This window comes from Salmonella sp. SAL00670, from assembly GCF_046552235.1.
GTDB classification, from domain to species: Bacteria; Pseudomonadota; Gammaproteobacteria; order Enterobacterales; family Enterobacteriaceae; genus Salmonella; species Salmonella enterica.
In genome coordinates, this window is the sequence record NZ_JBGDUO010000012.1 from 54,245 (window position 1) to 77,247 (window position 23,003).

Genomic DNA, 23,003 nt, shown 5'->3' on the forward strand with positions numbered 1-23,003 from the left:
TTAAATGAGCGAGAAACGTTGATGTCGAATTCTTATGACTCCTCCAGTATCAAAGTCCTGAAAGGGCTGGATGCGGTGCGTAAGCGCCCGGGTATGTATATCGGCGACACGGATGACGGCACCGGTCTGCACCACATGGTATTCGAGGTGGTAGATAACGCTATCGACGAAGCGCTCGCAGGTCACTGTAAAGATATCGTCGTGACTATTCACGCCGATAACTCCGTGTCCGTAACGGATGATGGCCGTGGCATTCCTACCGGGATTCACCCGGAAGAAGGCGTCTCGGCGGCGGAAGTGATCATGACCGTTCTGCACGCGGGCGGTAAATTTGACGATAACTCCTATAAAGTCTCCGGCGGTCTGCACGGCGTGGGCGTCTCGGTAGTCAACGCTCTGTCGCAAAAACTGGAACTGGTTATCCAGCGAGATGGCAAAATTCACCGTCAGATCTACGAGCACGGCGTGCCGCAGGCACCCCTGGCCGTCACTGGCGATACCGATAAAACCGGCACGATGGTACGTTTCTGGCCGAGCCACGAAACCTTCACCAACGTCACTGAATTTGAATATGAGATCCTGGCGAAACGCCTGCGTGAACTGTCATTCCTGAACTCAGGCGTCTCCATCCGCCTGCGCGACAAGCGCGATGGCAAAGAAGATCATTTCCACTACGAAGGCGGCATCAAGGCGTTTGTTGAATATCTGAACAAGAATAAAACGCCGATCCACCCGAATATCTTCTACTTCTCCACCGAAAAAGACGGTATCGGCGTGGAAGTAGCGCTACAGTGGAACGATGGTTTCCAGGAAAACATCTACTGCTTTACCAACAACATTCCGCAGCGCGACGGCGGTACCCACCTGGCAGGCTTCCGTGCGGCGATGACCCGCACGCTGAACGCCTATATGGACAAAGAAGGTTACAGCAAAAAAGCCAAAGTCAGCGCCACCGGTGATGATGCCCGTGAAGGCCTGATTGCGGTGGTTTCCGTAAAGGTGCCGGACCCGAAATTCTCCTCCCAGACTAAAGACAAACTGGTCTCCTCCGAGGTGAAATCGGCGGTTGAACAGCAGATGAACGAACTGCTGAGCGAATACCTGCTGGAAAACCCATCTGACGCGAAAATTGTCGTCGGCAAAATTATCGACGCCGCGCGTGCGCGTGAAGCGGCGCGTCGCGCCCGTGAAATGACCCGTCGTAAAGGCGCGCTCGATTTAGCCGGTCTGCCGGGCAAACTGGCGGATTGTCAGGAACGCGACCCGGCGCTGTCCGAACTGTACCTGGTGGAAGGGGACTCCGCGGGCGGCTCTGCGAAGCAGGGGCGTAACCGCAAGAACCAGGCGATTCTGCCGCTGAAGGGTAAAATCCTCAACGTCGAGAAAGCGCGCTTCGACAAGATGCTCTCCTCTCAGGAAGTGGCGACGCTGATTACCGCGCTGGGCTGCGGTATCGGTCGCGACGAGTACAACCCGGACAAGCTGCGCTATCACAGCATCATCATCATGACCGATGCGGACGTCGACGGCTCGCACATCCGTACGCTGCTGTTGACCTTCTTCTATCGTCAGATGCCGGAAATCGTTGAACGCGGCCACGTCTACATTGCCCAGCCGCCGCTGTACAAAGTCAAGAAAGGCAAGCAGGAACAGTACATTAAAGACGACGAAGCGATGGATCAGTACCAGATTTCCATCGCGCTTGACGGTGCGACTCTGCACGCGAACGCCCATGCGCCGGCGCTATCCGGCGAAGCGTTAGAAAAACTGGTCTCTGAATATAACGCCACGCAGAAAATGATTGGTCGTATGGAGCGTCGCTTCCCGAAAGCGCTGCTCAAAGAGCTGGTGTATCAGCCAACTCTGACCGAAGCCGATCTTTCTGATGAGCAGACTGTAACGCGCTGGGTGAATGCGCTGATTACCGAGCTGAACGAGAAAGAGCAGCACGGCAGTCAGTGGAAGTTCGATGTTCATACTAATACGGAACAGAATCTGTTCGAGCCGATCGTTCGCGTGCGTACGCATGGCGTGGATACCGATTATCCGTTGGATCACGAGTTTGTGACCGGCGCGGAATATCGTCGTATCTGCACGCTGGGCGAGAAGCTGCGCGGTCTGATTGAAGAGGACGCGTTTATCGAACGCGGCGAGCGTCGCCAGCCGGTAACCAGCTTCGAGCAGGCGCTGGAGTGGCTGGTGAAAGAATCACGTCGCGGTCTGGCTATCCAGCGTTATAAAGGTCTGGGTGAAATGAACCCGGATCAGCTGTGGGAAACCACCATGGACCCGGAAAGCCGCCGTATGCTGCGCGTGACCGTCAAAGATGCGATTGCTGCCGACCAGCTGTTCACCACGCTGATGGGTGATGCCGTTGAGCCGCGTCGTGCCTTTATCGAAGAGAACGCCCTGAAAGCGGCGAACATCGATATTTAACCTGCCTTAATCCCCGGCCTACCGCTGGTTGGCCGGGGCATCATGATGTTCTCCGACATAGCTGAATAAAAAATCTCTAAAGCGCTGCGTGGCGGGCGTTTGTGCGCGCCACGCATGGTAATACACGTTCATATTGCGCCGCAGCGGAGGCGTGAGCGAACAGGTCGCTAATTGGTAGCTTTTGGCGTAATGGCGGGAAAAGGTTCCGGCGATCACCACGCCTTCACACTGCGCCGCCAGCGACATGGCGGTCGCCATATGTTCCACCGTCATTTTGGGCTTAATGCGCACGCCAGCGGTCGCGGAGATCATCGGAATGGATTCGTTGCCAACGGCGATCAGCTCTTCGCTCTGAATCTCTTCCCAGCGCACCGTTTTTTTATGCAGCCGATAGTCCGGATGGCAGTACAGGGCGATTTCCGTTGTGAACAGCGTTTGTTTGTCGATTTCCGGTTCCAGCGGCCGCTCCGGGCCGATACCAAAATCGGCTTCTCCCAACATAATGCTTTTTTGTAATTGCGACATGGGCTTATCAATAAGCTGTACGTGGGTATGCGGATGCTGCCGCTTAAAGGCATGGATGATTTGCGGCAGAAAAGCACAGGCGATCAGCGGCGCGCCAACAACCCGCACCAGGGATTTTTTGATCTCTTTCAGGTCGCGGGCATAATTTTCGGCCCGTTGAAACTCTTCAACAACCCGCATGGCGGCGGGTAAAAACTTTTCGCCGTCGGGCGATAGCTTCACCACGCGTGAAGTGCGGTCGAAAAGGGAAACCTCCATCTGGCTTTCCATTTCGTTGATTAAACCGCTAACAGCGCCCTGCGTGATGCACAGATATTTGCTGGCGGCGGTAAAGCTACGCAAATCTGCGACGGCCAGAAACGCGCGAAATTGCCGGATAGTTAAATTCATTTGCCACCTGTGTTACCCCTTTACTGAGAGGATTTTATCTCAGGCTGGATAAGGTCGCGTTGATACGACTCGCAAATACAGGGGGTCTGCCTGCGGTGCAGGCAGACTGTTGGCTTATTTTACGGTAATGGTCGGCGACTTTTTCATGGTTTCTTCGGTCAGCTCCTGGCCGATGCCGGGAAGCTCCGGAACGTCGTACATGCCGTTCTTCGGCAGGTAGTTGTACTTACAGGTTTGCGTATTCGGCTCCAGCAGCGCATACCGGTGCAGTTCGTGGATGACGAAGTTAGGGATTGCGGTTTCCATATGCAGCGCCACCGCCGTGGAAATCGGCCCGCCGCAAACGTGGATTTGCACCGTTTTGTCATAAACGTGCGCCATATCGCAGATTTTCTTCACTTCGGTGATGCCGCCGCAGGTGCAGATATCGGGCTGGATCACGCTCAGGCTGCCGTTTTCCAGGAAAGGACGGTATCCCCAGCGCCAGTAAATACGTTCGCCAGCCGCCAGTGGAATATTAACTTTATCAGCCACTTGTTTCATTTGTCCGGGGTTTAACGGCATGACCGGTTCCTCGTAGTAGAAGATGCCCAGCTCTTCTATCATGCGGCCAAACTGAATCGCCGAGGTGGTATCCGTAAAGGCATGCATTTCGGCGATGATATCCACATCCGGGCCGACTGCATCGCGAATGGCGGCCATACGGTCGTAGCCCAGACGCAGGATTTTATCGGTGAGAGGCCCGTTGAGGTTTTGCTGGTTCCAGTTGCCGTGGCGATCCATTGCGACGGTATCCACTTTTATTGCGTCATAGCCTTCGCTGACGGCGGTCAGTGCCGCCTGTGCATACTGCTCCGGCTCGGTCAGCATATCTTTATCGCTGCCGTCCCCCCAACCAAACTGTAGTTGACTGGCGTAGGTTCTTATTTTCTCGCGGCTTTTGCCGCCAAGCATTTTATACAGCGGCACGCCCCACGCTTTGCCTTTGATATCCCACAGCGCGATATCGATGCCGCTCATCGCCGCGGAAAAGATGCCGCCGCCGCCCTGCCCCCAGAAGGTTTTTTTGAGCATCTTTTCCCAGATAGCTTCGTTATTCATCGGGTCCATGCCGATGATAATGGCGGCTAAATCTTTTGCCATGCCGATGCCTGCGGAGGCACCGACGCCGTAGGCCAACCCGACTTCGCCAAAACCGGAAATGCCCTCATCGGTATTAATTTTTACCACCACCGGACGCCATTTGCTTGTGGCGGACGCAAAATCGTTCGCCACATCAATAATATCAACGCTGGTAATTTTCATCATTTACTCCTCGTAATTAATATTTTTTAATCGTTAAGATTAATGCCGATACCACGGCGATAGCGCTGATAAAAACCAGGCATAGTAAGCCGCCGGTATAAGTTCCAGTGATAGAAATAAATAAGCCGATAAATACGGGGGATAATGAAGAGAGTCCATTGGCGACGCCGTTCATTACGCCGCTGGCGGCGGAAATAGATTTTCCGGGTATCATTCCCTGTAATAACGTCCAGGCAACGGGTGTACCCATCGTACAGAAAGCAACAGCAAAGGAGAGGAGTACCGCTGACATATATTTATGTTCGGTTATGGTGCCGAAATAGATACTGACGCCAGCGAAAAACATTAATACCATTAATATGGGGGCGCTGCGTCCTATTTTATCGACGAAGACGCCTGCGGCCGCTTTGGCAAATATCGACAGGACAAAGGGAAGCGACGCCAGCCAGCCCATTTCCGCCCAACTGAACCCTCTGGCTGATTTTAGATAGGTCGGCAGCCAGGTAATCATCCCCCAGTACAGGCATTGCAGACACAGATACCACAGCACCAGCAACCAATAGCTGTAGTTGGTAATCACTGGTTTTACTCGCAACATAAAACTTTCGCTGCTGCCTGCGCTTTCCGTTTCCTGCCCGGCTTTGATATAAGCCAGTTCCTGCTCGCTGATACTTTTATGTTGTTCTGGTTTATCAGCAACATATCGCCAAAGTAGCCAGAGTGGGATTAACCCAAGAGCGGCGCATAAAAAGAAGTTGGAGCGCCAGCCGTGGGTGCCTATCCACCAGGTGAAAAAAGGCATCGCAATGGCGGGAGCGACTGACTGGCCGACGATCCACGCCGCGTTTGCTCTGCCGCGTTCCTGCTTCGGGAACCAGTTTTTAATAAATACGCTTTGCAGTGGATAATAAAATCCCTCTCCGATGCCCAGTAATATACGGCAAATAATAATTAGAGCGAATGATGTAGCGACTCCGCCAATCATTAAAGCGATAGTCCAGATCAGAATACAAAGCATCATCGCTTTTCTGGGGCCGAGATAATCACCAAGCGGTGATAATACAACGTTAGCGATACCATAAGCGGCCAGAAAGACGGTCATCATCATGCCGATTTGCAAGGGCATGCCTTCAATACCCATATAGGCTAAGAAGGGTTCATTCGCGGCTAATACCGAAACATTAACGCGATCGAGATAAGCAATAAATATTCCAATAAACAGACAGGCAACGATTAAAAATCTTTTCCTGGTTGGGGGGGCGGTAAGGGCCATCGACATTAGCGATCTCCTTCTCATCGGATAAGGTTATTTTAAAATATAAGTTTTTGTTGATTTTTACTGATTAAGAACCAATCCCATTAGGCTCTAAGTGATGATGTCCAAAGTAGCAATACACATTCTTTTAGAAAAACGGTATTTTCTGTTTGATTAATGAGGTTATCTAATACATCAGGAGGGAGAATACGGCCTGAAAAGAGGAATCCCGTTTGTGAATCTTATCCCCCTTTATCCCTGACTCTTTTGCTGTTTTTTGAGCGGAATCGCGTTAGCATGAGTCAGGACTCATTTAATGCGGGGATTTCATGGCTATCAAACTTATTGCTATCGACATGGATGGCACCCTTCTGCTGCCCGATCACACCATTTCTCCGGCGGTTAAAAACGCGATTGCCGCTGCGCGTGAAAAAGGGGTAAATGTGGTGCTGACCACAGGCCGTCCGTATGCGGGTGTGCACAGTTACCTGAAAGAACTTCACATGGAACAGCCCGGTGATTATTGCATCACCTATAACGGGGCGCTGGTGCAGAAGGCAGGGGACGGCAGTACGGTTGCGCAAACGGCGCTCAGCTATGATGACTACCGTTACCTGGAAAAACTGTCCCGTGAGGTGGGTTCTCACTTCCACGCATTAGACCGAAATACGCTTTATACCGCTAACCGCGATATCAGCTACTACACGGTGCATGAGTCGTATGTGGCGACCATTCCGCTGGTATTTTGTGAAGCGGAGAAGATGGACCCGAACACCCAGTTCCTGAAAGTTATGATGATCGATGAGCCTGCCGTTCTCGACCGGGCGATTGCGCGTATACCGGCAGAGGTGAAGGAAAAGTATACCGTGCTGAAAAGTGCGCCGTACTTCCTTGAAATCCTCGATAAACGGGTTAATAAAGGCACCGGCGTAAAATCACTGGCCGAGGCGCTGGGTATTAAGCCAGAGGAGGTGATGGCGATTGGCGATCAGGAAAACGACATTGCGATGATCGAATACGCTGGCATGGGCGTGGCAATGGACAACGCCATTCCGTCGGTCAAAGAGGTGGCTAACTTTGTGACTAAATCGAACCTTGAAGATGGTGTTGCCTGGGCGATTGAAAAATTTGTGCTGAACCCCGATCACTCATCCGGCCATTTTCCCGCCCGATAAGGCATAGTCGCCATCGGGCAAATACGCGCTTAACGACCCGCACTTGCTGCGGGTTTTTTTATATCTTTCGTTTACGTCTTATAACGTCCCCATAACCAATTGTCGTTTTTGTGATCTAAATTGTAGTACAACATAATTGTGTTGTACTACATTGATGGCATGGTAACGACGGTTGATATCACGCTAGTACTACAAAATTGCGGCGTAATTCAGCTATCGCGGTAAAGTAAGAGAGTTCACATCGAGCACAAGGACTCTCTATGACTCTCAATAAAACCGATCGCATCGTTATCACGCTGGGCAAACAGATTGTCAGCGGTAAATACGTACCCGGTTCGGCGCTGCCAGCGGAAGCGGATCTGTGCGAGGAGTTTGAAACGTCGCGCAACATCATTCGCGAAGTGTTTCGTTCGCTTATGGCGAAGCGGCTAATTGAAATGAAGCGCTATCGCGGCGCGTTTATCGCACCGCGTAACCAGTGGAATTATCTCGATACCGACGTGCTGCAATGGGTGCTGGAAAATGACTACGACCCGAGGCTTATCAGCGCGATGAGCGAAATACGAAACCTGGTGGAGCCAGCAATAGCACGCTGGGCGGCGGAACGGGCAACATCAAGCGATCTGGCTGAAATTGAGTCGGCGCTAAACGACATGATTGCCAACAACCAGGACCGGGAAGCGTTTAACGAGGCGGATATTCGCTATCACGAAGCAGTGTTGCAGTCGGTGCATAACCCGGTACTGCAACAGTTAAATGTAGCGATCAGCTCGCTACAGCGAGCGGTATTTGAACGGACCTGGATGGGCGATGCGGCCAATATGCCGAAAACGCTCCAGGAACATAAGGCGCTATTCGATGCGATACGGCATCAGGATGGCGATGCGGCAGAGCAGGCGGCATTAACCATGATCGCCAGCTCGACACGAAGGTTAAAGGAAATCACATGACAGCTCGCTACATCGCAATTGACTGGGGATCGACCAATCTGCGCACCTGGCTTTACCAGGGCGACAAATGCCTGGAGAGCAGGCAATCAGAAGCAGGCGTTACACGCCTGAACGGTAAATCTCCTGACGCGGTGTTAGCAGAAGTCACAACACACTGGCGCGACAGCGCCACCCCCGTGGTAATGGCGGGCATGATCGGCAGTAACGTAGGCTGGCAAAATGCGCCTTATCTGCCGGTTCCCGCCCTGTTCTCCGCTATTGGCGAACAGTTAACCGCCGTTGGCGACAACATCTGGATCATCCCCGGATTGTGTGTTTCACGCGAGGATAACCACAACGTGATGCGCGGCGAAGAGACGCAACTGCTTGGCGCCCGCGAACTTTCTCCTTCTTCTGTCTATGTCATGCCCGGCACGCATTGCAAATGGGTACAGACTGATACGCAACAAATTCATGATTTTCGTACTGTGATGACAGGCGAACTCCATCACTTGTTGCTGCGTCACTCGCTGGTCGGGGCTGGTTTGCCGGAACAGGAAGCTTCTGGCGACGCCTATGCCGCGGGGCTGGAGCGCGGTCTTAATTCTCCTGCCGTCCTGCCTTCTCTTTTTGAGGTTCGCGCCTCGCACGTGTTGGGACATCTTGCGCGTGAGCAGGTCAGCGACTTCCTCTCCGGCCTGTTGATTGGTGCGGAAGTCGCCAGCATGAGCGAATCCTTCGCGGCGCAACAGGCTATCACTCTCGTCGCTGGACCCGCGCTGATCTCACGTTACCAACAGGCGTTTCGTGCTATTGGGCGTGATGTTTCAACCGTGGATGGCGATATGGCATTTCAGGCTGGAATAAGGAGCATCGCTCATGCAGTGGCAAACTAATCTCCCTCTCATCGCTATCTTACGCGGTATTACGCCCGATGATGCCCTGGCGCACGTTGGCGCGGTGGTGGATGCGGGATTTGACGCTATAGAAATTCCGCTTAACTCCCCACAGTGGGAAAAAAGCATTTCTTCCGTGGTGAAGGCGTATGGCGGCAGGGCGCTTATTGGCGCTGGTACCGTACTGAAACCGGAACAGGTAGACCAGCTTGCCGGGATGGGCTGCAAGCTGATCGTCACGCCGAATATCCAACCGGAGGTGATCCGCCGGGCGGTGAGCTATGGCATGACCGTGTGTCCGGGCTGCGCCACGGCAACGGAAGCCTTTTCTGCGCTGGATGCAGGCGCACAGGCGTTAAAAATTTTCCCGTCGTCGGCGTTTGGTCCGGGCTACATCAGCGCGCTGAAAGCGGTACTTCCGCCGGATGTTCCGCTATTTGCCGTCGGCGGCGTGACGCCGGAAAACCTGGCGCAATGGATTAAAGCAGGCTGTGTGGGCGCGGGACTGGGTAGCGATCTCTATCGCGCCGGGCAATCCGTTGAACGCACCGCGCAGCAGGCTGCGGCATTTGTTAATGCGTATCGAGAGGCAGTGAAATGAAAATAACTCACATCACCACGTACCGTTTACCTCCACGTTGGATGTTCCTGAAAATCGAAACGGATGAAGGCGTGGTTGGCTGGGGAGAGCCGGTCATTGAAGGTCGGGCACGTACTGTAGAGGCGGCAGTACATGAGTTTGCCGACTACCTGATAGGGAAAGATCCGGCGCGTATCAACGACCTGTGGCAGGTAATGTACCGGGCCGGTTTTTATCGCGGCGGCCCGATTATGATGAGCGCCATCGCCGGTATTGACCAGGCATTGTGGGATATCAAAGGCAAGGTGTTGAATGCGCCGGTCTGGCAGCTCATGGGCGGCCTGGTGCGCGACAAAATCAAGGCCTATAGCTGGGTGGGCGGCGATCGTCCGGCAGACGTCATTGACGGTATTGAAAAATTGCGCGGTATTGGTTTTGACACCTTCAAGCTGAACGGCTGTGAAGAGATGGGCGTGATTGATAACTCCCGTGCGGTGGATGCGGCGGTCAATACCGTGGCGCAAATCCGCGAAGCTTTTGGCAGTGAAATTGAGTTTGGGCTCGATTTCCACGGTCGCGTTAGCGCGCCGATGGCGAAGGTGCTGATTAAAGAACTGGAATCCTATCGTCCGCTGTTTATTGAAGAGCCGGTGCTGGCGGAACAGGCGGAATATTATCCGCGCCTGGCGGCGCAAACGCATATTCCGATTGCTGCAGGCGAGCGTATGTTCTCGCGTTTTGAATTTAAACGCGTGCTGGACGCGGGTGGGCTGGCGATTCTACAGCCGGATTTATCCCACGCGGGCGGCATTACCGAATGCTATAAAATCGCCGGAATGGCGGAAGCATATGATGTGGCGCTGGCGCCGCATTGCCCGCTGGGTCCAATCGCCCTGGCTGCCTGCCTGCATATCGATTTTGTTTCGCGCAACGCGGTATTCCAGGAACAGAGTATGGGCATTCACTATAACAAGGGCGCGGAGCTGCTCGACTTTGTGAAAAATAAAGAAGACTTCAGCATGGACGGCGGCTTCTTTAAACCCTTAACCAAACCGGGTCTTGGCGTAGACATTGACGAGGCCAGGGTGATTGAACTTAGCAAAAGCGCGCCGGACTGGCGTAATCCGTTGTGGCGGCACGCTGACGGATCGGTAGCCGAGTGGTGATCGCCACGCTGTAGGCTCAACAAACGTCGCCCTCCGGGCAACCCAATTTAAATATAAAAACACACCCTCTGTAATTTACAGGGCATGGTGAGCGGCCTCGCTATGCCCAGAATCTGGAGACAGATGACGATGGATATTTCAGTTACAGCAGCACAGCCGGGGCGTCGCCGCTATCTGACGCTGGTGATGATCTTTATTACCGTGGTGATTTGCTACGTCGATCGCGCCAACCTTGCCGTGGCTTCCATGCATATTCAAAAAGAATTCGGCATTACCAAAGCGGAAATGGGCTATGTCTTCTCCGCTTTTGCCTGGCTCTATACGTTATGCCAGATCCCTGGCGGCTGGTTTCTCGACCGTATTGGGTCCCGGCTGACCTATTTTATCGCTATCTTCGGCTGGTCAGTCGCGACGCTATTGCAGGGGTTTGCGACGGGACTATTGTCGCTTATCGGCCTGCGCGCTATTACCGGGATTTTCGAGGCACCAGCCTTTCCGGCAAATAACCGGATGGTCACTAGCTGGTTTCCGGAGCATGAGCGCGCATCCGCAGTCGGGTTCTACACCTCCGGACAGTTCGTCGGACTGGCATTCCTTACGCCGCTGCTGATCTGGATTCAGGAAATGCTGAGCTGGCACTGGGTCTTTATCGTCACCGGCGGTATCGGGATTATCTGGTCATTGGTCTGGTTTAAGGTTTATCAACCGCCGCGTTTGACGAAAAGCCTTAGCCAGGCGGAGCTGGAGTATATTCGCGATGGCGGCGGTCTGGTGGATGGCGATGCGCCAGCGAAAAAAGAGGCCCGCCAGCCGTTGACGAAAGCCGACTGGAAACTGGTGTTCCATCGTAAGCTGGTGGGCGTCTACCTCGGTCAGTTCGCCGTAAACTCTACGCTATGGTTCTTTCTGACCTGGTTCCCTAATTATCTGACCCAGGAAAAAGGCATTACCGCGCTAAAAGCGGGCTTTATGACGACCGTACCGTTCCTGGCTGCCTTTTTTGGCGTACTACTCTCCGGCTGGCTGGCGGATAAACTGGTGAAAAAAGGCTTCTCGCTGGGCGTGGCTCGCAAAACGCCGATTATTTGCGGTTTGCTCATCTCCACGTGCATTATGGGCGCTAACTACACTAACGATCCGTTGTGGATTATGGCGTTGATGGCGATAGCTTTCTTCGGCAACGGATTTGCGTCCATTACCTGGTCGTTAATCTCTTCGCTTGCGCCGATGCGGTTGATTGGCCTTACCGGCGGTATGTTTAACTTTATCGGCGGGTTGGGCGGGATTAGCGTACCGTTAGTGATTGGTTATCTGGCGCAAAGCTACGGTTTTGCTCCGGCGCTGGTCTATATCTCCGTTGTGGCCCTGCTGGGCGCGCTGTCTTACATCCTGTTAGTGGGCGATGTGAAACGCGTCGGATAAGTTGGCCGTGGCGAGCCGGAAGCTATTATGGCGAAGGATGATCGGCTATCCATGCGTCGAGCGCCGTCACTCCCTGCGTCACGATAGTTTTAATATCTATATCGCTTAGCGGTTGCAATTCCAGCTCCCGACAGGCTTCGGTTGCCTGCGTCATCCCCAGGCTGGCGCAGCCGCTTTTTAATTTATGCGCCAGCCGCTTAATGTTAACGTCGTCATTCATGGCGCGCGCCGCCTCGATCTCCTCGACTAAAGGCAGCGCGCTGTCTTTGAATAACGCGATCCATTGCCGGAGTTTTTCCGGGCCGACAGACGCCATATCGCCGGCAAGCTGATGTTCATTCAGCATCGCCCGCGCGTTGTGAGATTTGCCCTGTAAATAGTGCGCTATCATGCGGTAAAGCTCCTCGCGGGGAACGGGCTTTTGAATAATCCCGCAGAAAAGACCGGCGGTACGCTGACGAAGATTATCGTCTATCACATGCGCGCTAAAACCAATGCGTTTCATGGCGGGATACTGACTCATCAACTGCTGCGCCAAGGTTAAGCCGTCATAATCCGGTAAATCAAAATCCACCAGCGCCACATCAAAGGACTCGCCTTCGGCTAAACAGCGTAGCGCGTCATTCGCGCTTTCAGCTACTGAGACCTTCACCCCTTTACCCGTGAGCATTTCAGCGGTAATACGCTGCGTCAGCATATTATCTTCAATCAGCAACAGGCGTAATCCGTTAAGATTTATCGGTTTCCTGAACGCACTTTTGCTTGCGGGTTTGGGGTGGCGAACCGGCAGTTGTAAACGAAAACAACTGCCAACATGAAGCGTACTGGTGACGGTTAGCGTCCCGCCCATCGCCTCTGCCAGGCTGGCGCTGATAGCCAGCCCCAGGCCCGTCCCGCCCCGGCGTCCTGTCGCCTGCACAAACGGTTTGAAAATAGCCGTCAGCTTCGCTTCAGGGATACCGCATCCGGTATCTTCAACCTCAATAAACCAGCTCTGATCGTCGCAAAACGTGCGCAGCACTATGCTGCCGCGATCGGTAAATTTCGCCGCATTACTTAAAAGATTAATCACAATTTGACGTATCCGGCGCGGATCGCCTTGTAGCGTGGAGGGGAGTTGCTCGCTAAAGTCGGCGATGAGCGCCACCTGCACGCGGCTGTGCATTAAATGCAGCGCGCTATTCAACAATTGTCGCGGTTCAAACGGCTCCTCGCTAATAGAAACGTTGGTGCCGCCTACTTCAATCGCCGAGTAATCAAGAATATCGTTAAGAATCGCCAGTAGCGATTCGCCTGAATCATTAATGGCCTGTAAGTCGTCGCGGTAGTTTGCCATGAGCGGTTTATCGGCCAGCAATTGTACCGTACCGAGAATGCCGTAAAGCGGCGTGCGAATTTCATGGCTCATGGCGGCAAGGAACGTCGATTTCGCCTCGTTGGCCTTTTCCGCTTCGGCGCGCGCCTGCCGGTGTTCCAGCACCAGCGCATGAAGTTCCGCCGTTTGCGATCGCACCTGTTCCGCCAAATCCTCACGATGGCGGTTCAATTTGCGCACGTTGGCGCGAAACGCTTCCATCAGACGGCTGATGGTATCCAGTTCGCTGACGCCAGCCGCCTCCGGAAACGGCGAGTCAATATCGCCCTCCAGTAGCCGCTGTAAGGCCTGCGTTTGTTGCGCCAGCGGGCGGGATACGGAACGGTAAACCACTCGCCAAAGAATAAAACTTAATGAGCACAGCGCCAGGATGCCTAAGATCACTAACCCTATTTGCCCACGCTGACTGGCGTGTGTAAGACGCGCTAACCCAGCCTCGTTTCGTTTTTCGATGGCGTTCACCAACTGCGACACTTCCGTACTGAAGCGGGTAAACTGGAAGAGGTTATTGGCCATGAGCGTTTGAAGCTGGTCGCGGATGGCGTTTTCCTTACGAAACAGGGTAACCAGCGTGGTGTACTGGTTTATTTTCTCCAGCGCGTCGGCGATTTGGGCGCGAACGGTAGGATCTTCTATACGCTGCTGGCGGCGGGATAAAATTTTAACCAACTGATTAAGTTTTTCATCGGTTTCCTCGGCATCGCTCAGCCCTTGCGCGTCTTTTAAGGTCACAATGAGCTGCTTAAACCGCAGGGCATTGACCCGCAACTCATTCATCTGATTCACATACTCAAGGTCGATATCAATCAATCGGTCAAGCGCGCGTTCAGCCTGATCCCCTTTACCGCTTTCGATAAGATCGTAAATACCGGCCTGGGTGGCGCCCGCAGATGTCGCTGCATTATTGGCCTGACCGTGAGCCTGGGCGGCAATGCTTTCCGCCGCCTCCGCAATCTGGCGGCTTAACTGCTGTTGCTGTGCGCGCAGCGTGAGAATTTCACCGACCAGCGTTCCCTGTTGCCCAAGCGTTTGCGCAATCTCTTTTTCTTGCCGGGCGATGGCCGAGGTATTAAACCCCTGCTCGCTTAATGCCTGCAAAAGATGGTTAATTTTAAGGCTTTGCGCTTTCAGCATCTTCCCCTGCGCCAGCCAAACGCCCTCACTGTCGGCATTGGTCAGATTTTGCGCGGAGAAGAGCTCGTAAGCGCTGGCTTCGCTTAACTGCCTGGCCATATTCATCGTGGGGAGCAGCGCTTGCGTATTGGTTTGCTCCACCTGACTAATGACGCGCAGGCTTATCCAGCCGATCACGGTGCTGAGCAGGGTGAGCGCCGCCATCAGGGCGAAGGCCAGCCATAATCTGCGGGTCAGTGAAGGCGTTGACATTTATGCGCCGCGGGTGAAATGGGTTGAGTTGCCGCCGGAAAAACCATTAGGATAAAACCTTGTTGGTGGTGGGGCTATCATGCGCGCGCTTATTTCGTTCTTTTTTTTGATAATCATCGTCTCGAATGTAGAAACGGCGTCAGCCGAAACCGGGCTGCTACACTGGACGCGCGCTGATCGGGCGATTCCCTGGCGGCAAACGTCAGTCAATGCGAGTAAACCCTGGAAACTGTGCGCATTATACCCCAGCCTGAAAGATTCTTACTGGTTGTCCGTCAACTACGGGATGCAAAAAGCGGCCAAATTGTATGGCGTTGATTTAAAAGTGCTGGAAGCGAATGGCTATCGGCAACTGGCGACGCAACAACAGCAAATGATGCAGTGCCGGGAGTGGGGTGCCGACGCTATTCTGCTTGGCAGCAGTACCATTCGTTTCCCGGAACTGGAACGGTATGCCGGTAATGTGCCGGTTATTGAAGTGGCGAACGTGATACGCGACGCCAGCGTGGCAACTCACGTCGGTCTGCCGTGGTTTCAGATGGGTTATCTGCCGGGACGTTTCCTGGTGCAGTGGAGCAAAGGAAAAACGCTTAACGTTTTACTCTTCCCGGGGCCGGAGGAAGCTGGCGGCAGTCAGGAGATGGTGGCGGGTTTTCGTCAGGCAATTAAAGGCAGAGCCATCAACATTGTGGATATCGCCTGGGGCGATAACGACATTGAAGTGCAGCGAAACTTACTCCAGGAAATGCTGGAGCGTCATCCGGACGCCAATGTGGTCGCCGGGTCGGCGATAGCGGCGGAGGCGGCGATGGGCGAAGGGCGAAATTTGACGACTCCGCTCACGATCGTCTCATTTTATCTGACGCATCAGGTTTATCGCGGTTTAAAACGCGGCCATATCCTGATGGCGCTCAGCGATCAGATGGCCTGGCAGGGAGAATTAGCGATAACGCAGTCGATTAAGGTCTTACAGGGGCAACCGGTGCCTGAAAATATCAGCCCGCCGGTGCTTATTTTGACGCATAACAACGCCGACAGCGCGCGCGTTCGTCGTTCGCTATCGCCTCCGGGATTTCGGCCCGTCTATTTGTATCAATACACCTCCGAGGCTAAAAAGTAGCCTTCGCCATGCTGTGTGACCAGCAGTTCCGGCGTAATTTTATGGCGTAAGCGGCGAACCAGGACATCAATCGTGCGGAGATCCGGGGTCTCTACGCGGCGGGCGGAAAGCATTCGCAGCAGACGTTCGCGATGCAGCACTTTGCCTGGGTTGGTCACAAAGGCCAGCAGCAGCTCGTACTCCGCGCGCGTAAGCTTAATGGCTTCACCGTTGTGCTCCAGCGTGTGATTCATCACGTTCAGGCAGTAACCGGAAAACATATAGCAGTTTTCACTGGCATTTTGCGGCGTGGGGCGGGCCAGATCGATACGCCACAAAAGATTTTTTACCCGCACTACCAGCTCGCGCAGTTCCAGCGGCTTGGTGACGTAGTCGTCCGCGCCCATCTCCAGCCCGACGATGCGGTCGATTTGGTCGCAACGCCCCGTCACCAGAATAATGCCCACCGTGGAGCGTTCGCGTAGCGCCCTGGTCAGCATCAACCCGTTTTCATCGGGGAGGTTGATATCCAGCAGGATCAGCGAAACGTGCTCATGCTCCATGATGTCGCGCAGGCCCGCGCCGCTGTCGGTCACCGAGACACGATACCCCTCCTGCTCAAAATAGGCCTGTAATCTGGCCTGAGTAACAGGTTCATCCTCAACAATAACAATGTGATGTGACATCCTGCGCGCGGTCTCTTTCTGTTCATATCTGTTCATATATTGCCGTATCCCGTTCATCCTGACCAGTGACGCTGTTCATATCTGCGGAATAAGATCTGCGCATTAAACCATATAATTACAGGGGCTATTATGCGAAAACTCTGGAGAGCGCTACTCAGGCCAAGCGCCCGTTGGTCGATACTGGCGCTGGTCATTGTCGGGATTGTGATCGGCGTTGCGCTGATCGTGTTACCTCACGTCGGTATCAAACTGACCAGTACGACAGAGTTTTGCGTCAGCTGCCATAGTATGCAGCCGGTGTATCAGGAATATAAACAGTCCGTACATTTCCAGAACGCTTCCGGCGTACGCGCGGAATGCCACGATTGCCATATCCCCCCTGATATTCCAGGCATGGTGAAACGTAAGCTGGAAGCCAGCAACGATCTTTACCAGACATTTATCGCCCACTCGATTGATACCCCGGAAAAATTTGAAGCCAAACGCGCCGAGCTTGCCGAGCGTGAATGGGCGCGCATGAAAGAGAATAACTCCGCGACCTGTCGTTCCTGCCATAACTACGATGCGATGGATCACGCGAAACAGAACCCGGAAGCGGCGCGGCAAATGAAAATAGCCGCGAAAGAAAATCAGTCCTGCATCGACTGCCATAAAGGGATTGCCCACCAGCTACCGGATATGAGCAGCGGTTTCCGCAAACAGTTTGATGAACTGCGCGCCAGCGCCAGTACGCATAATGACGGCGATACGCTCTATTCGCTGGATATCAAGCCGATTTACGCCGCTAAAGGCGATAAAGAACCGGCAGGTTCGCTGTTGCCTGCTTCTGAAGTGAAAGTCCTTAAACGGGACGGTGACTGGCTGCAAGTGCAAATCGAAGGCTGGACGGAGACGGACGGTCGCCAGCGCGTGCTGACGCAGTTGCCAGGTAAACGTATTTTTGTCGCCTCGATTCGCGGCGATGTGCAACAGCATGTGAAAACGCTGGAAGAGACCACCGTCGCGGCGACCAATACTCAGTGGAGCAAATTACAGGCAACTGCGTGGATGCAAAAAGGCGACATGGTAAATGACATTAAACCGATTTGGGCCTATGCCGACTCCCTCTATAACGGCACCTGTAATCAGTGTCACGGCGCGCCGGACAAAGCGCACTTTGACGCTAACGGCTGGATCGGCACGCTCAACGGCATGATCGGTTTCACCAGTCTGGATAAGCGTGAAGAACGTACCTTGTTGAAATATCTCCAGATGAATGCGTCTGATACCACCAACACGCCGCACAGCGATAAGGGAGAAAACAATGAAAAATAAGGACACGCTACACGTCTCTCGTCGACGTTTTCTGGCGCAGCTTGGCGGTTTGACGGTGGCAGGAATGCTGGGGCCGTCACTGCTGACGCCCCGTAGCGCCCGCGCAGCGGATGCCGTTGCGCCAGGCGCCGCGACGAAAGAGGGTATCCTTACCGGCTCTCACTGGGGGGCGATTCGCGCCACGGTGGTTGACGGTCGATTTGTGGCGGCAAAACCGTTTGAACAGGATAAATACCCGTCCAAAATGATCGCCGGCCTGCCCGATCACGTCCACAACGCGGCGCGTATTCGCTATCCGATGGTGCGCGTCGACTGGATGCGCAAAGATCATCAAAGCGACACCTCGCAGCGCGGCGATAATCGTTTTGTGCGCGTCTCCTGGGATGAAGCGCTGGATCTGTTCTATCAGGAACTGGAGCGGGTGCAAAAAACCTACGGGCCGAGCGCGTTACTGACGGCGAGCGGTTGGCAATCTACCGGCATGTTCCATAACGCCTCCGGGATGCTGGCGCGCGCGATTGCGCTACATGGCAATAGCGTCAGCACGGGAGGGGACTATTCGACCGGCGCGGCGCAGGTGATTCTGCCGCGTGTGGTGGGTTCAATGGAAGTGTACGAGCAGCAAACGTCATGGCCTCTGGTTTTACAGAACAGTAAAACGATTGTGCTATGGGGTTCTGATATGGTGAAAAACCAGCAGGCAAACTGGTGGTGCCCGGATCACGATGTCTATCAGTACTATGAACAATTAAAAGAGAAAGTTGCCAGCGGCGCTATCTCGGTCATCAGCATCGACCCGGTCGTCACCTCCACGCACGATTATCTGGGGCGCGATAAGGTCAAACATATCGCCATTAACCCGCAGACGGATGTCCCGTTACAACTGGCGCTGGCGCATACCCTGTACAGCGAGAAACTGTACGATAAAAATTTCCTCGATAACTACTGCGTCGGTTTTGACCAGTTCCTCCCCTATTTGCTGGGCGAGAAAGATGGACAGCCCAAAGATGCCGCCTGGGCGGAAAAACTGTGCGGTATTGACGCCGACACCATCCGCGCGTTGGCGCGGCAGATGGCGGGCGACAGAACGCAAATCATCGCTGGCTGGTGCGTACAACGTATGCAGCATGGCGAACAGTGGTCATGGATGGTCGTCGTGCTGGCGGCAATGCTGGGACAGATTGGTTTACCGGGCGGCGGCTTTGGTTTTGGCTGGCACTATAACGGCGCCGGGACGCCTGGTCGTAAAGGGATCATTTTAAGCGGCTTTTCCGGTTCGACGACCGTTCCGCCAGTGCACGACAGCACGGATTACAAAGGCTACAGCAGCACCATTCCTATTGCGCGTTTTATGGATGCCATTCTTGAACCGGGCAAGATCATTAACTGGAACGGGAAATCGGTTAAATTACCGCCGCTGAAGATGTGCGTGTTCGCCGGGACCAACCCGTTCCACCGACACCAACAAATTAACCGCATAATTGAAGGCTGGCGCAAGCTGGAAACGGTCATCGCTATTGATAACCAGTGGACGTCGACCTGCCGCTTTGCGGATATCGTTTTGCCGGCTACCACCCAATTTGAGCGTAACGACCTCGATCAGTTCGGCAACCACTCTAACCGCGGCATTATCGCCATGAAACAGGTGGTGTCGCCGCAGTTTGAAGCGCGTAACGACTTTGATATTTTCCGCGATCTCTGCCGACGCTTTAACCGTGAAGCGGCATTCACGGAAGGTCTTGATGAAATGGGCTGGCTGAAACGCATCTGGCAGGAAGGGAGCCAGCAGGGAAAAGGTCGCGGTATCCACTTACCGACTTTCGAGGTGTTCTGGAATCAACAGGAGTACATCGAGTTTGATCATCCGCAGATGTTTGTGCGCCATCAGGCTTTCCGTGAAGATCCGGACCTGGAGCCGTTGGGCACGCCAAGCGGTTTGATCGAGATTTACTCCAAAACGATCGCCGACATGCAATACGACGATTGTCAGGGCCATCCCATGTGGTTCGAAAAAATCGAACGCTCGCATGGCGGGCCGGGATCGCAGCGCTGGCCGCTGCACTTACAGTCCGTCCACCCTGATTTCCGTCTGCATTCCCAACTGTGCGAGTCGGAAACGCTGCGTCAGCAATATGCCGTTGGCGGCAAGGAGCCGGTCTTTATTAACCCACAGGATGCCAGCGCGCGCGGGATCCGCAACGGTGACATCGTGCGGGTATTCAATGCACGCGGGCAGGTACTGGCGGGAGCGGTAGTTTCCGATCGCTATGCGCCGGGCGTGGCGCGAATTCATGAAGGCGCCTGGTACGATCCTGATAAAGGCGGCGATCTCAACGCGTTATGTAAGTACGGCAACCCTAACGTATTAACGCTGGATATCGGTACATCACAGCTCGCGCAGGCGACCAGCGCGCATACGACGCTGGTGGAAATTGAAAAATATACCGGCCCTATGGATAACGTCACGGCGTTTAACGGTCCGGTCGAGATGGTCGCGCAGTGTGAATATGTACCCGCATCGCAGGGGAATCCGCATGATTAAGCAGCCAGCGCTTGCTCAGGAACAGTACGCCTGCGTATATGCATGGCTGGCGTTACTCTTTTTCCGGGAAGTGGATGATGAAGGGTTAATACAATTACAGTCCGCGGAGATCGCGGACTGGCTGGCGCTGTTAAAGCGTCAGCCTGCGCTGGCGGCGTCGGTGGCGTTACTCGAACAAAAAATTGCCGCACTTAGCCTGCGCCAGGATGCGCAGCTGGAGCTGGCCGCAGATTTTTGCGGATTGTTCCTGATGACGGATAAAAAATCGGCGTTGCCCTACGCCTCGCAATACCCGCAGCAGGAACCCGGCATGATTAAACATTTATTGCTTGAAGCCGGGATGGAAGTCAACGACGATTTTAAAGAGCCGACCGACCACCTGGCGATTTATCTGGAATTACTCAGCCATTTACATTTTTCATTGGGTGAATCGTTCCAACAACGGAGAATGAATAAATTACGCCAGAAAACATTGTCGTCATTACTGGAATGGCTTCCGGAATTTACAAATAATTGCCTTAAGCATGATCCCTATGGCTTTTATGCTGCGTTAAGTCAATTATTGTTGGCTATCGTTCGTTTTGATGACGGAAAAGAGGATTTATCCATTGTTGCTGCTGAATAAACCCTGTGACGGACATCGCAAAATAAATCTTACGATAGTCGGGGGTTATCATATCTATAGGTTTAGCCAATTGTAATTATTGATACCAATCAATATCCACTATGGGTTTGTATTTAGTATTGACGGGCCTCATGAGTAAAAAAATAAAATTTAATTAATCATGCCGCAATACCCCATAAGGATAGTGATATGAAAAAAATTACCCTCTATGCGACAACGGTTATCACCGTTGGGCTGTTATGTTATTTAGGTTTGTCCGGGTATGTATGGTATTACGACAAACAGCGCAGTAAAAAAAGCGATGTGCAGGCCTCGGTTGTGGGTGAAAATAATAAAATACTGGGTTATTTCAGGGAGAAAGGATGTGATTATTGTCATACGCCTTCCGCTGAATTGCCTTTTTATTCCTCTTTTCCGGTGGCAAAGCAGCTAATGGATTACGATATCCAGCTCGGTTACAAGTCGTTTAACCTGGAGGCGGTACGGGCCGCCCTGATTGCGGATACGCCGGTGCCGCAAAGCGAACTGAATAAAATTGAATGGGTTATGCAACATCAGACTATGCCGCCAACCCGCTATGTCGCGCTGCACTGGGCGGGGGGCGTCAGCGATAAAGAGCGTACTGACATCCTGAACTGGATAGCCGATCAGCGTGAGCGCAACTATGCCAGCGCCGATACCGACCCGGCGCACCGGAATGAACCCGTTCAGCCTATTCCGCGCAATATTCCCGTCGATGCGAAAAAAGTCGACTTAGGTTTCCGTCTTTATCATGATGAACGTTTATCCGGCGACAGCACAATATCCTGTGCGCATTGTCACGCGTTAAATGCGGGCGGTGTCGATGGCAGAAAAACCTCAATTGGCGTTGGCGGTGCGGTAGGACCAATAAATGCGCCGACGGTATTCAACTCCGTATTTAATATCGAACAATTTTGGGATGGCCGTGCTGCAACCCTGCAGGAGCAAGCAGGCGGACCGCCGTTAAATCCTATTGAAATGGCTTCTAAATCCTGGGATGAAATTATTAGCAAGCTTGATAAAGATCCTGTCCTGAAAAAAGATTTCCAGGCGGTTTATCCGCAAGGATTTACCGGGGAAAATATTACTGATGCGATCGCCGAATTCGAAAAAACGTTGATAACGCCGGATTCCGCCTTTGATAAATGGCTACGTGGAGATGAAAATGCGCTGACCGCGCAACAGAAACACGGTTATCAATTATTTAAAGAGAATAAATGTGCAACCTGTCACGGCGGTATCATTTTAGGCGGGCGCTCTTTTGAACCATTGGGATTAAAGCGAGACTTTAATTTTGGCGAAATTACCGCAGCGGATATTGGTCGTATGAACGTCACCAAAGAGGTTCGCGATAAATTACGGCAAAAAGTCCCAGGCTTACGCAACGTCGCGTTAACAGCGCCTTATTTCCATCGGGGCGACGTACCGACGCTGGATGGCGCGGTAAAACTGATGCTGCGTTACCAGGTTGGCACCGATCTGCCGCAAAACGATATTGACGATATCGTCGCCTTCCTGGAAAGCCTGACCGGTGTTTATACGCCATATCAACCTGAATATGCGCAATGACAATGATGCTTGAAGCCAGAGATCTGTACTGCGAGCGGGACGAGAGGACGCTGTTTCGCGGGCTGTCGTTCACCGTGGACGCCGGGGAGTGGGTGCAGGTCACCGGCGGCAACGGCGCGGGAAAAACCACCCTGCTGCGCCTGCTGACCGGGCTGGCGCGCCCGGACGGCGGCGAGGTGTACTGGCAGGGCGAACCCCTGCGCCGCGTGCGCGACAGCTTCCATCGCAGTCTGCTGTGGATAGGGCACCAGCCGGGGATCAAAACCCGCCTGACGGCGCGGGAGAACCTGCACTTCTTCCACCCCGG

At 53.5% G+C, this 23,003-nt stretch carries 18 protein-coding genes; 13 read left to right on the top strand and 5 right to left on the bottom strand.

The window, feature by feature from the left end:
- The first annotated feature begins 21 nt into the window (after positions 1-21).
- Positions 22-2,436 (top strand): DNA topoisomerase (ATP-hydrolyzing) subunit B, encoded by a 2,415-nt coding sequence (gene gyrB / locus ACLJRS_RS22720; protein ID WP_000072047.1) that lies wholly within the window; start codon positions 22-24, stop codon positions 2,434-2,436.
- 18 nt (positions 2,437-2,454) lie between these two features.
- Here the strand turns inward: gyrB and ACLJRS_RS22725 are convergent, their stop codons facing one another.
- The 3 genes from ACLJRS_RS22725 to ACLJRS_RS22735 all read right to left on the bottom strand — a co-directional run bounded on the left by ACLJRS_RS22725 (position 2,455) and on the right by ACLJRS_RS22735 (position 5,935).
- Complete coding sequence (locus tag ACLJRS_RS22725; protein WP_001054596.1) at positions 2,455-3,351, bottom strand: LysR family transcriptional regulator; 897 nt, start codon at positions 3,349-3,351, stop codon at positions 2,455-2,457.
- A 114-nt stretch (positions 3,352-3,465) separates the two neighbouring features.
- On the bottom strand, positions 3,466-4,659 hold the full coding sequence (locus ACLJRS_RS22730) for a mandelate racemase/muconate lactonizing enzyme family protein (protein WP_000975836.1): 1,194 nt from the start codon (positions 4,657-4,659) through the stop codon (positions 3,466-3,468).
- A gap of 13 nt (positions 4,660-4,672) precedes the next feature.
- The gene (locus ACLJRS_RS22735) at positions 4,673-5,935 is read right to left on the bottom strand and encodes an MFS transporter (protein ID WP_000061259.1); all 1,263 of its coding nucleotides are present in this window, start codon (positions 5,933-5,935) and stop codon (positions 4,673-4,675) included.
- Between the two features lie 305 nt (positions 5,936-6,240).
- Between ACLJRS_RS22735 and yidA the strand changes: the two genes are divergently transcribed.
- The 6 genes from yidA (at position 6,241) to ACLJRS_RS22765 (ending at position 12,079) form a co-directional block, all read left to right on the top strand.
- Entirely contained in the window at positions 6,241-7,086 is an 846-nt protein-coding gene (gene yidA / locus ACLJRS_RS22740; protein WP_000985570.1) for a sugar-phosphatase, read from the top strand.
- A gap of 260 nt (positions 7,087-7,346) precedes the next feature.
- Complete coding sequence (gene dgoR, locus ACLJRS_RS22745; RefSeq protein ID WP_000174317.1) at positions 7,347-8,036, top strand: D-galactonate utilization transcriptional regulator DgoR; 690 nt, start codon at positions 7,347-7,349, stop codon at positions 8,034-8,036.
- Positions 8,033-8,911, top strand: a complete 879-nt coding sequence (locus tag ACLJRS_RS22750) for a 2-dehydro-3-deoxygalactonokinase (protein WP_000127141.1) — start codon at positions 8,033-8,035, stop codon at positions 8,909-8,911. Before dgoR ends, ACLJRS_RS22750 begins: the two co-directional genes overlap by 4 nt.
- Positions 8,895-9,512, top strand: a complete 618-nt coding sequence (locus ACLJRS_RS22755) for a 2-dehydro-3-deoxy-6-phosphogalactonate aldolase (RefSeq protein ID WP_001198742.1) — start codon at positions 8,895-8,897, stop codon at positions 9,510-9,512. Before ACLJRS_RS22750 ends, ACLJRS_RS22755 begins: the two co-directional genes overlap by 17 nt.
- Complete coding sequence (dgoD, locus tag ACLJRS_RS22760; RefSeq protein WP_000704739.1) at positions 9,509-10,657, top strand: galactonate dehydratase; 1,149 nt, start codon at positions 9,509-9,511, stop codon at positions 10,655-10,657. Before ACLJRS_RS22755 ends, dgoD begins: the two co-directional genes overlap by 4 nt.
- An 84-nt stretch (positions 10,658-10,741) precedes the next feature.
- On the top strand, positions 10,742-12,079 hold the full coding sequence (locus ACLJRS_RS22765) for an MFS transporter (RefSeq protein WP_000253524.1): 1,338 nt from the start codon (positions 10,742-10,744) through the stop codon (positions 12,077-12,079).
- Positions 12,080-12,104: 25 nt separating this feature from the next.
- On the opposite strand, the gene torS is transcribed toward ACLJRS_RS22765, so the two are convergent.
- Positions 12,105-14,840: a TMAO reductase system sensor histidine kinase/response regulator TorS gene (gene torS / locus ACLJRS_RS22770; RefSeq protein WP_000106956.1), complete on the bottom strand. Its 2,736-nt coding sequence runs from the start codon at positions 14,838-14,840 to the stop codon at positions 12,105-12,107.
- Between the two features lie 79 nt (positions 14,841-14,919).
- Between torS and torT the strand changes: the two genes are divergently transcribed.
- A complete protein-coding gene (gene torT, locus ACLJRS_RS22775) occupies positions 14,920-15,960 on the top strand; it encodes a TMAO reductase system periplasmic protein TorT (protein WP_001202040.1) in 1,041 nt (346 codons plus the stop codon).
- Here torT and torR read toward each other — a convergent pair.
- The gene (gene torR / locus ACLJRS_RS22780) at positions 15,933-16,625 is read right to left on the bottom strand and encodes a two-component system response regulator TorR (protein WP_001562512.1); all 693 of its coding nucleotides are present in this window, start codon (positions 16,623-16,625) and stop codon (positions 15,933-15,935) included. The genes torT and torR overlap by 28 nt on opposite strands.
- Positions 16,626-16,754: 129 nt before the next feature.
- Between torR and torC the strand changes: the two genes are divergently transcribed.
- The 5 genes from torC to ccmA form a co-directional block, all read left to right on the top strand.
- Positions 16,755-17,939, top strand: coding sequence for a pentaheme c-type cytochrome TorC (torC, locus tag ACLJRS_RS22785; protein WP_001230255.1), 1,185 nt, complete (start codon positions 16,755-16,757; stop codon positions 17,937-17,939).
- Positions 17,929-20,481, top strand: a complete 2,553-nt coding sequence (torA, locus tag ACLJRS_RS22790) for a trimethylamine-N-oxide reductase TorA (RefSeq protein ID WP_000790681.1) — start codon at positions 17,929-17,931, stop codon at positions 20,479-20,481. Before torC ends, torA begins: the two co-directional genes overlap by 11 nt.
- A complete protein-coding gene (gene torD, locus ACLJRS_RS22795; protein WP_000595421.1) occupies positions 20,474-21,106 on the top strand; it encodes a molecular chaperone TorD in 633 nt (210 codons plus the stop codon). The genes torA and torD overlap by 8 nt, the downstream gene beginning before the upstream one ends.
- Before the next feature lie 189 nt (positions 21,107-21,295).
- Complete coding sequence (locus ACLJRS_RS22800) at positions 21,296-22,696, top strand: cytochrome-c peroxidase (protein WP_000724476.1); 1,401 nt, start codon at positions 21,296-21,298, stop codon at positions 22,694-22,696.
- Positions 22,697-22,701: 5 nt separating this feature from the next.
- Positions 22,702-23,003: heme ABC exporter ATP-binding protein CcmA (gene ccmA / locus ACLJRS_RS22805; RefSeq protein ID WP_079941937.1), on the top strand; the 302-nt coding region annotated here is incomplete at its 3' end.

Bases quoted from the DNA above. Each gene is read 5' to 3' on its own strand.
- gyrB (WP_000072047.1), top strand. From the start codon at position 22: ATGTCGAATTCTTATGACTCCTCCAGTATCAAAGTCCTGAAAGGGCTG.
- ACLJRS_RS22725 (WP_001054596.1), bottom strand. From the start codon at position 3,351: ATGAATTTAACTATCCGGCAATTTCGCGCGTTTCTGGCCGTCGCAGAT.
- ACLJRS_RS22730 (WP_000975836.1), bottom strand. From the start codon at position 4,659: ATGATGAAAATTACCAGCGTTGATATTATTGATGTGGCGAACGATTTT.
- ACLJRS_RS22735 (WP_000061259.1), bottom strand. From the start codon at position 5,935: ATGTCGATGGCCCTTACCGCCCCCCCAACCAGGAAAAGATTTTTAATC.
- yidA (WP_000985570.1), top strand. From the start codon at position 6,241: ATGGCTATCAAACTTATTGCTATCGACATGGATGGCACCCTTCTGCTG.
- dgoR (WP_000174317.1), top strand. From the start codon at position 7,347: ATGACTCTCAATAAAACCGATCGCATCGTTATCACGCTGGGCAAACAG.
- ACLJRS_RS22750 (WP_000127141.1), top strand. From the start codon at position 8,033: ATGACAGCTCGCTACATCGCAATTGACTGGGGATCGACCAATCTGCGC.
- ACLJRS_RS22755 (WP_001198742.1), top strand. From the start codon at position 8,895: ATGCAGTGGCAAACTAATCTCCCTCTCATCGCTATCTTACGCGGTATT.
- dgoD (WP_000704739.1), top strand. From the start codon at position 9,509: ATGAAAATAACTCACATCACCACGTACCGTTTACCTCCACGTTGGATG.
- ACLJRS_RS22765 (WP_000253524.1), top strand. From the start codon at position 10,742: ATGGTGAGCGGCCTCGCTATGCCCAGAATCTGGAGACAGATGACGATG.
- torS (WP_000106956.1), bottom strand. From the start codon at position 14,840: ATGTCAACGCCTTCACTGACCCGCAGATTATGGCTGGCCTTCGCCCTG.
- torT (WP_001202040.1), top strand. From the start codon at position 14,920: ATGCGCGCGCTTATTTCGTTCTTTTTTTTGATAATCATCGTCTCGAAT.
- torR (WP_001562512.1), bottom strand. From the start codon at position 16,625: ATGTCACATCACATTGTTATTGTTGAGGATGAACCTGTTACTCAGGCC.
- torC (WP_001230255.1), top strand. From the start codon at position 16,755: ATGCGAAAACTCTGGAGAGCGCTACTCAGGCCAAGCGCCCGTTGGTCG.
- torA (WP_000790681.1), top strand. From the start codon at position 17,929: ATGAAAAATAAGGACACGCTACACGTCTCTCGTCGACGTTTTCTGGCG.
- torD (WP_000595421.1), top strand. From the start codon at position 20,474: ATGATTAAGCAGCCAGCGCTTGCTCAGGAACAGTACGCCTGCGTATAT.
- ACLJRS_RS22800 (WP_000724476.1), top strand. From the start codon at position 21,296: ATGAAAAAAATTACCCTCTATGCGACAACGGTTATCACCGTTGGGCTG.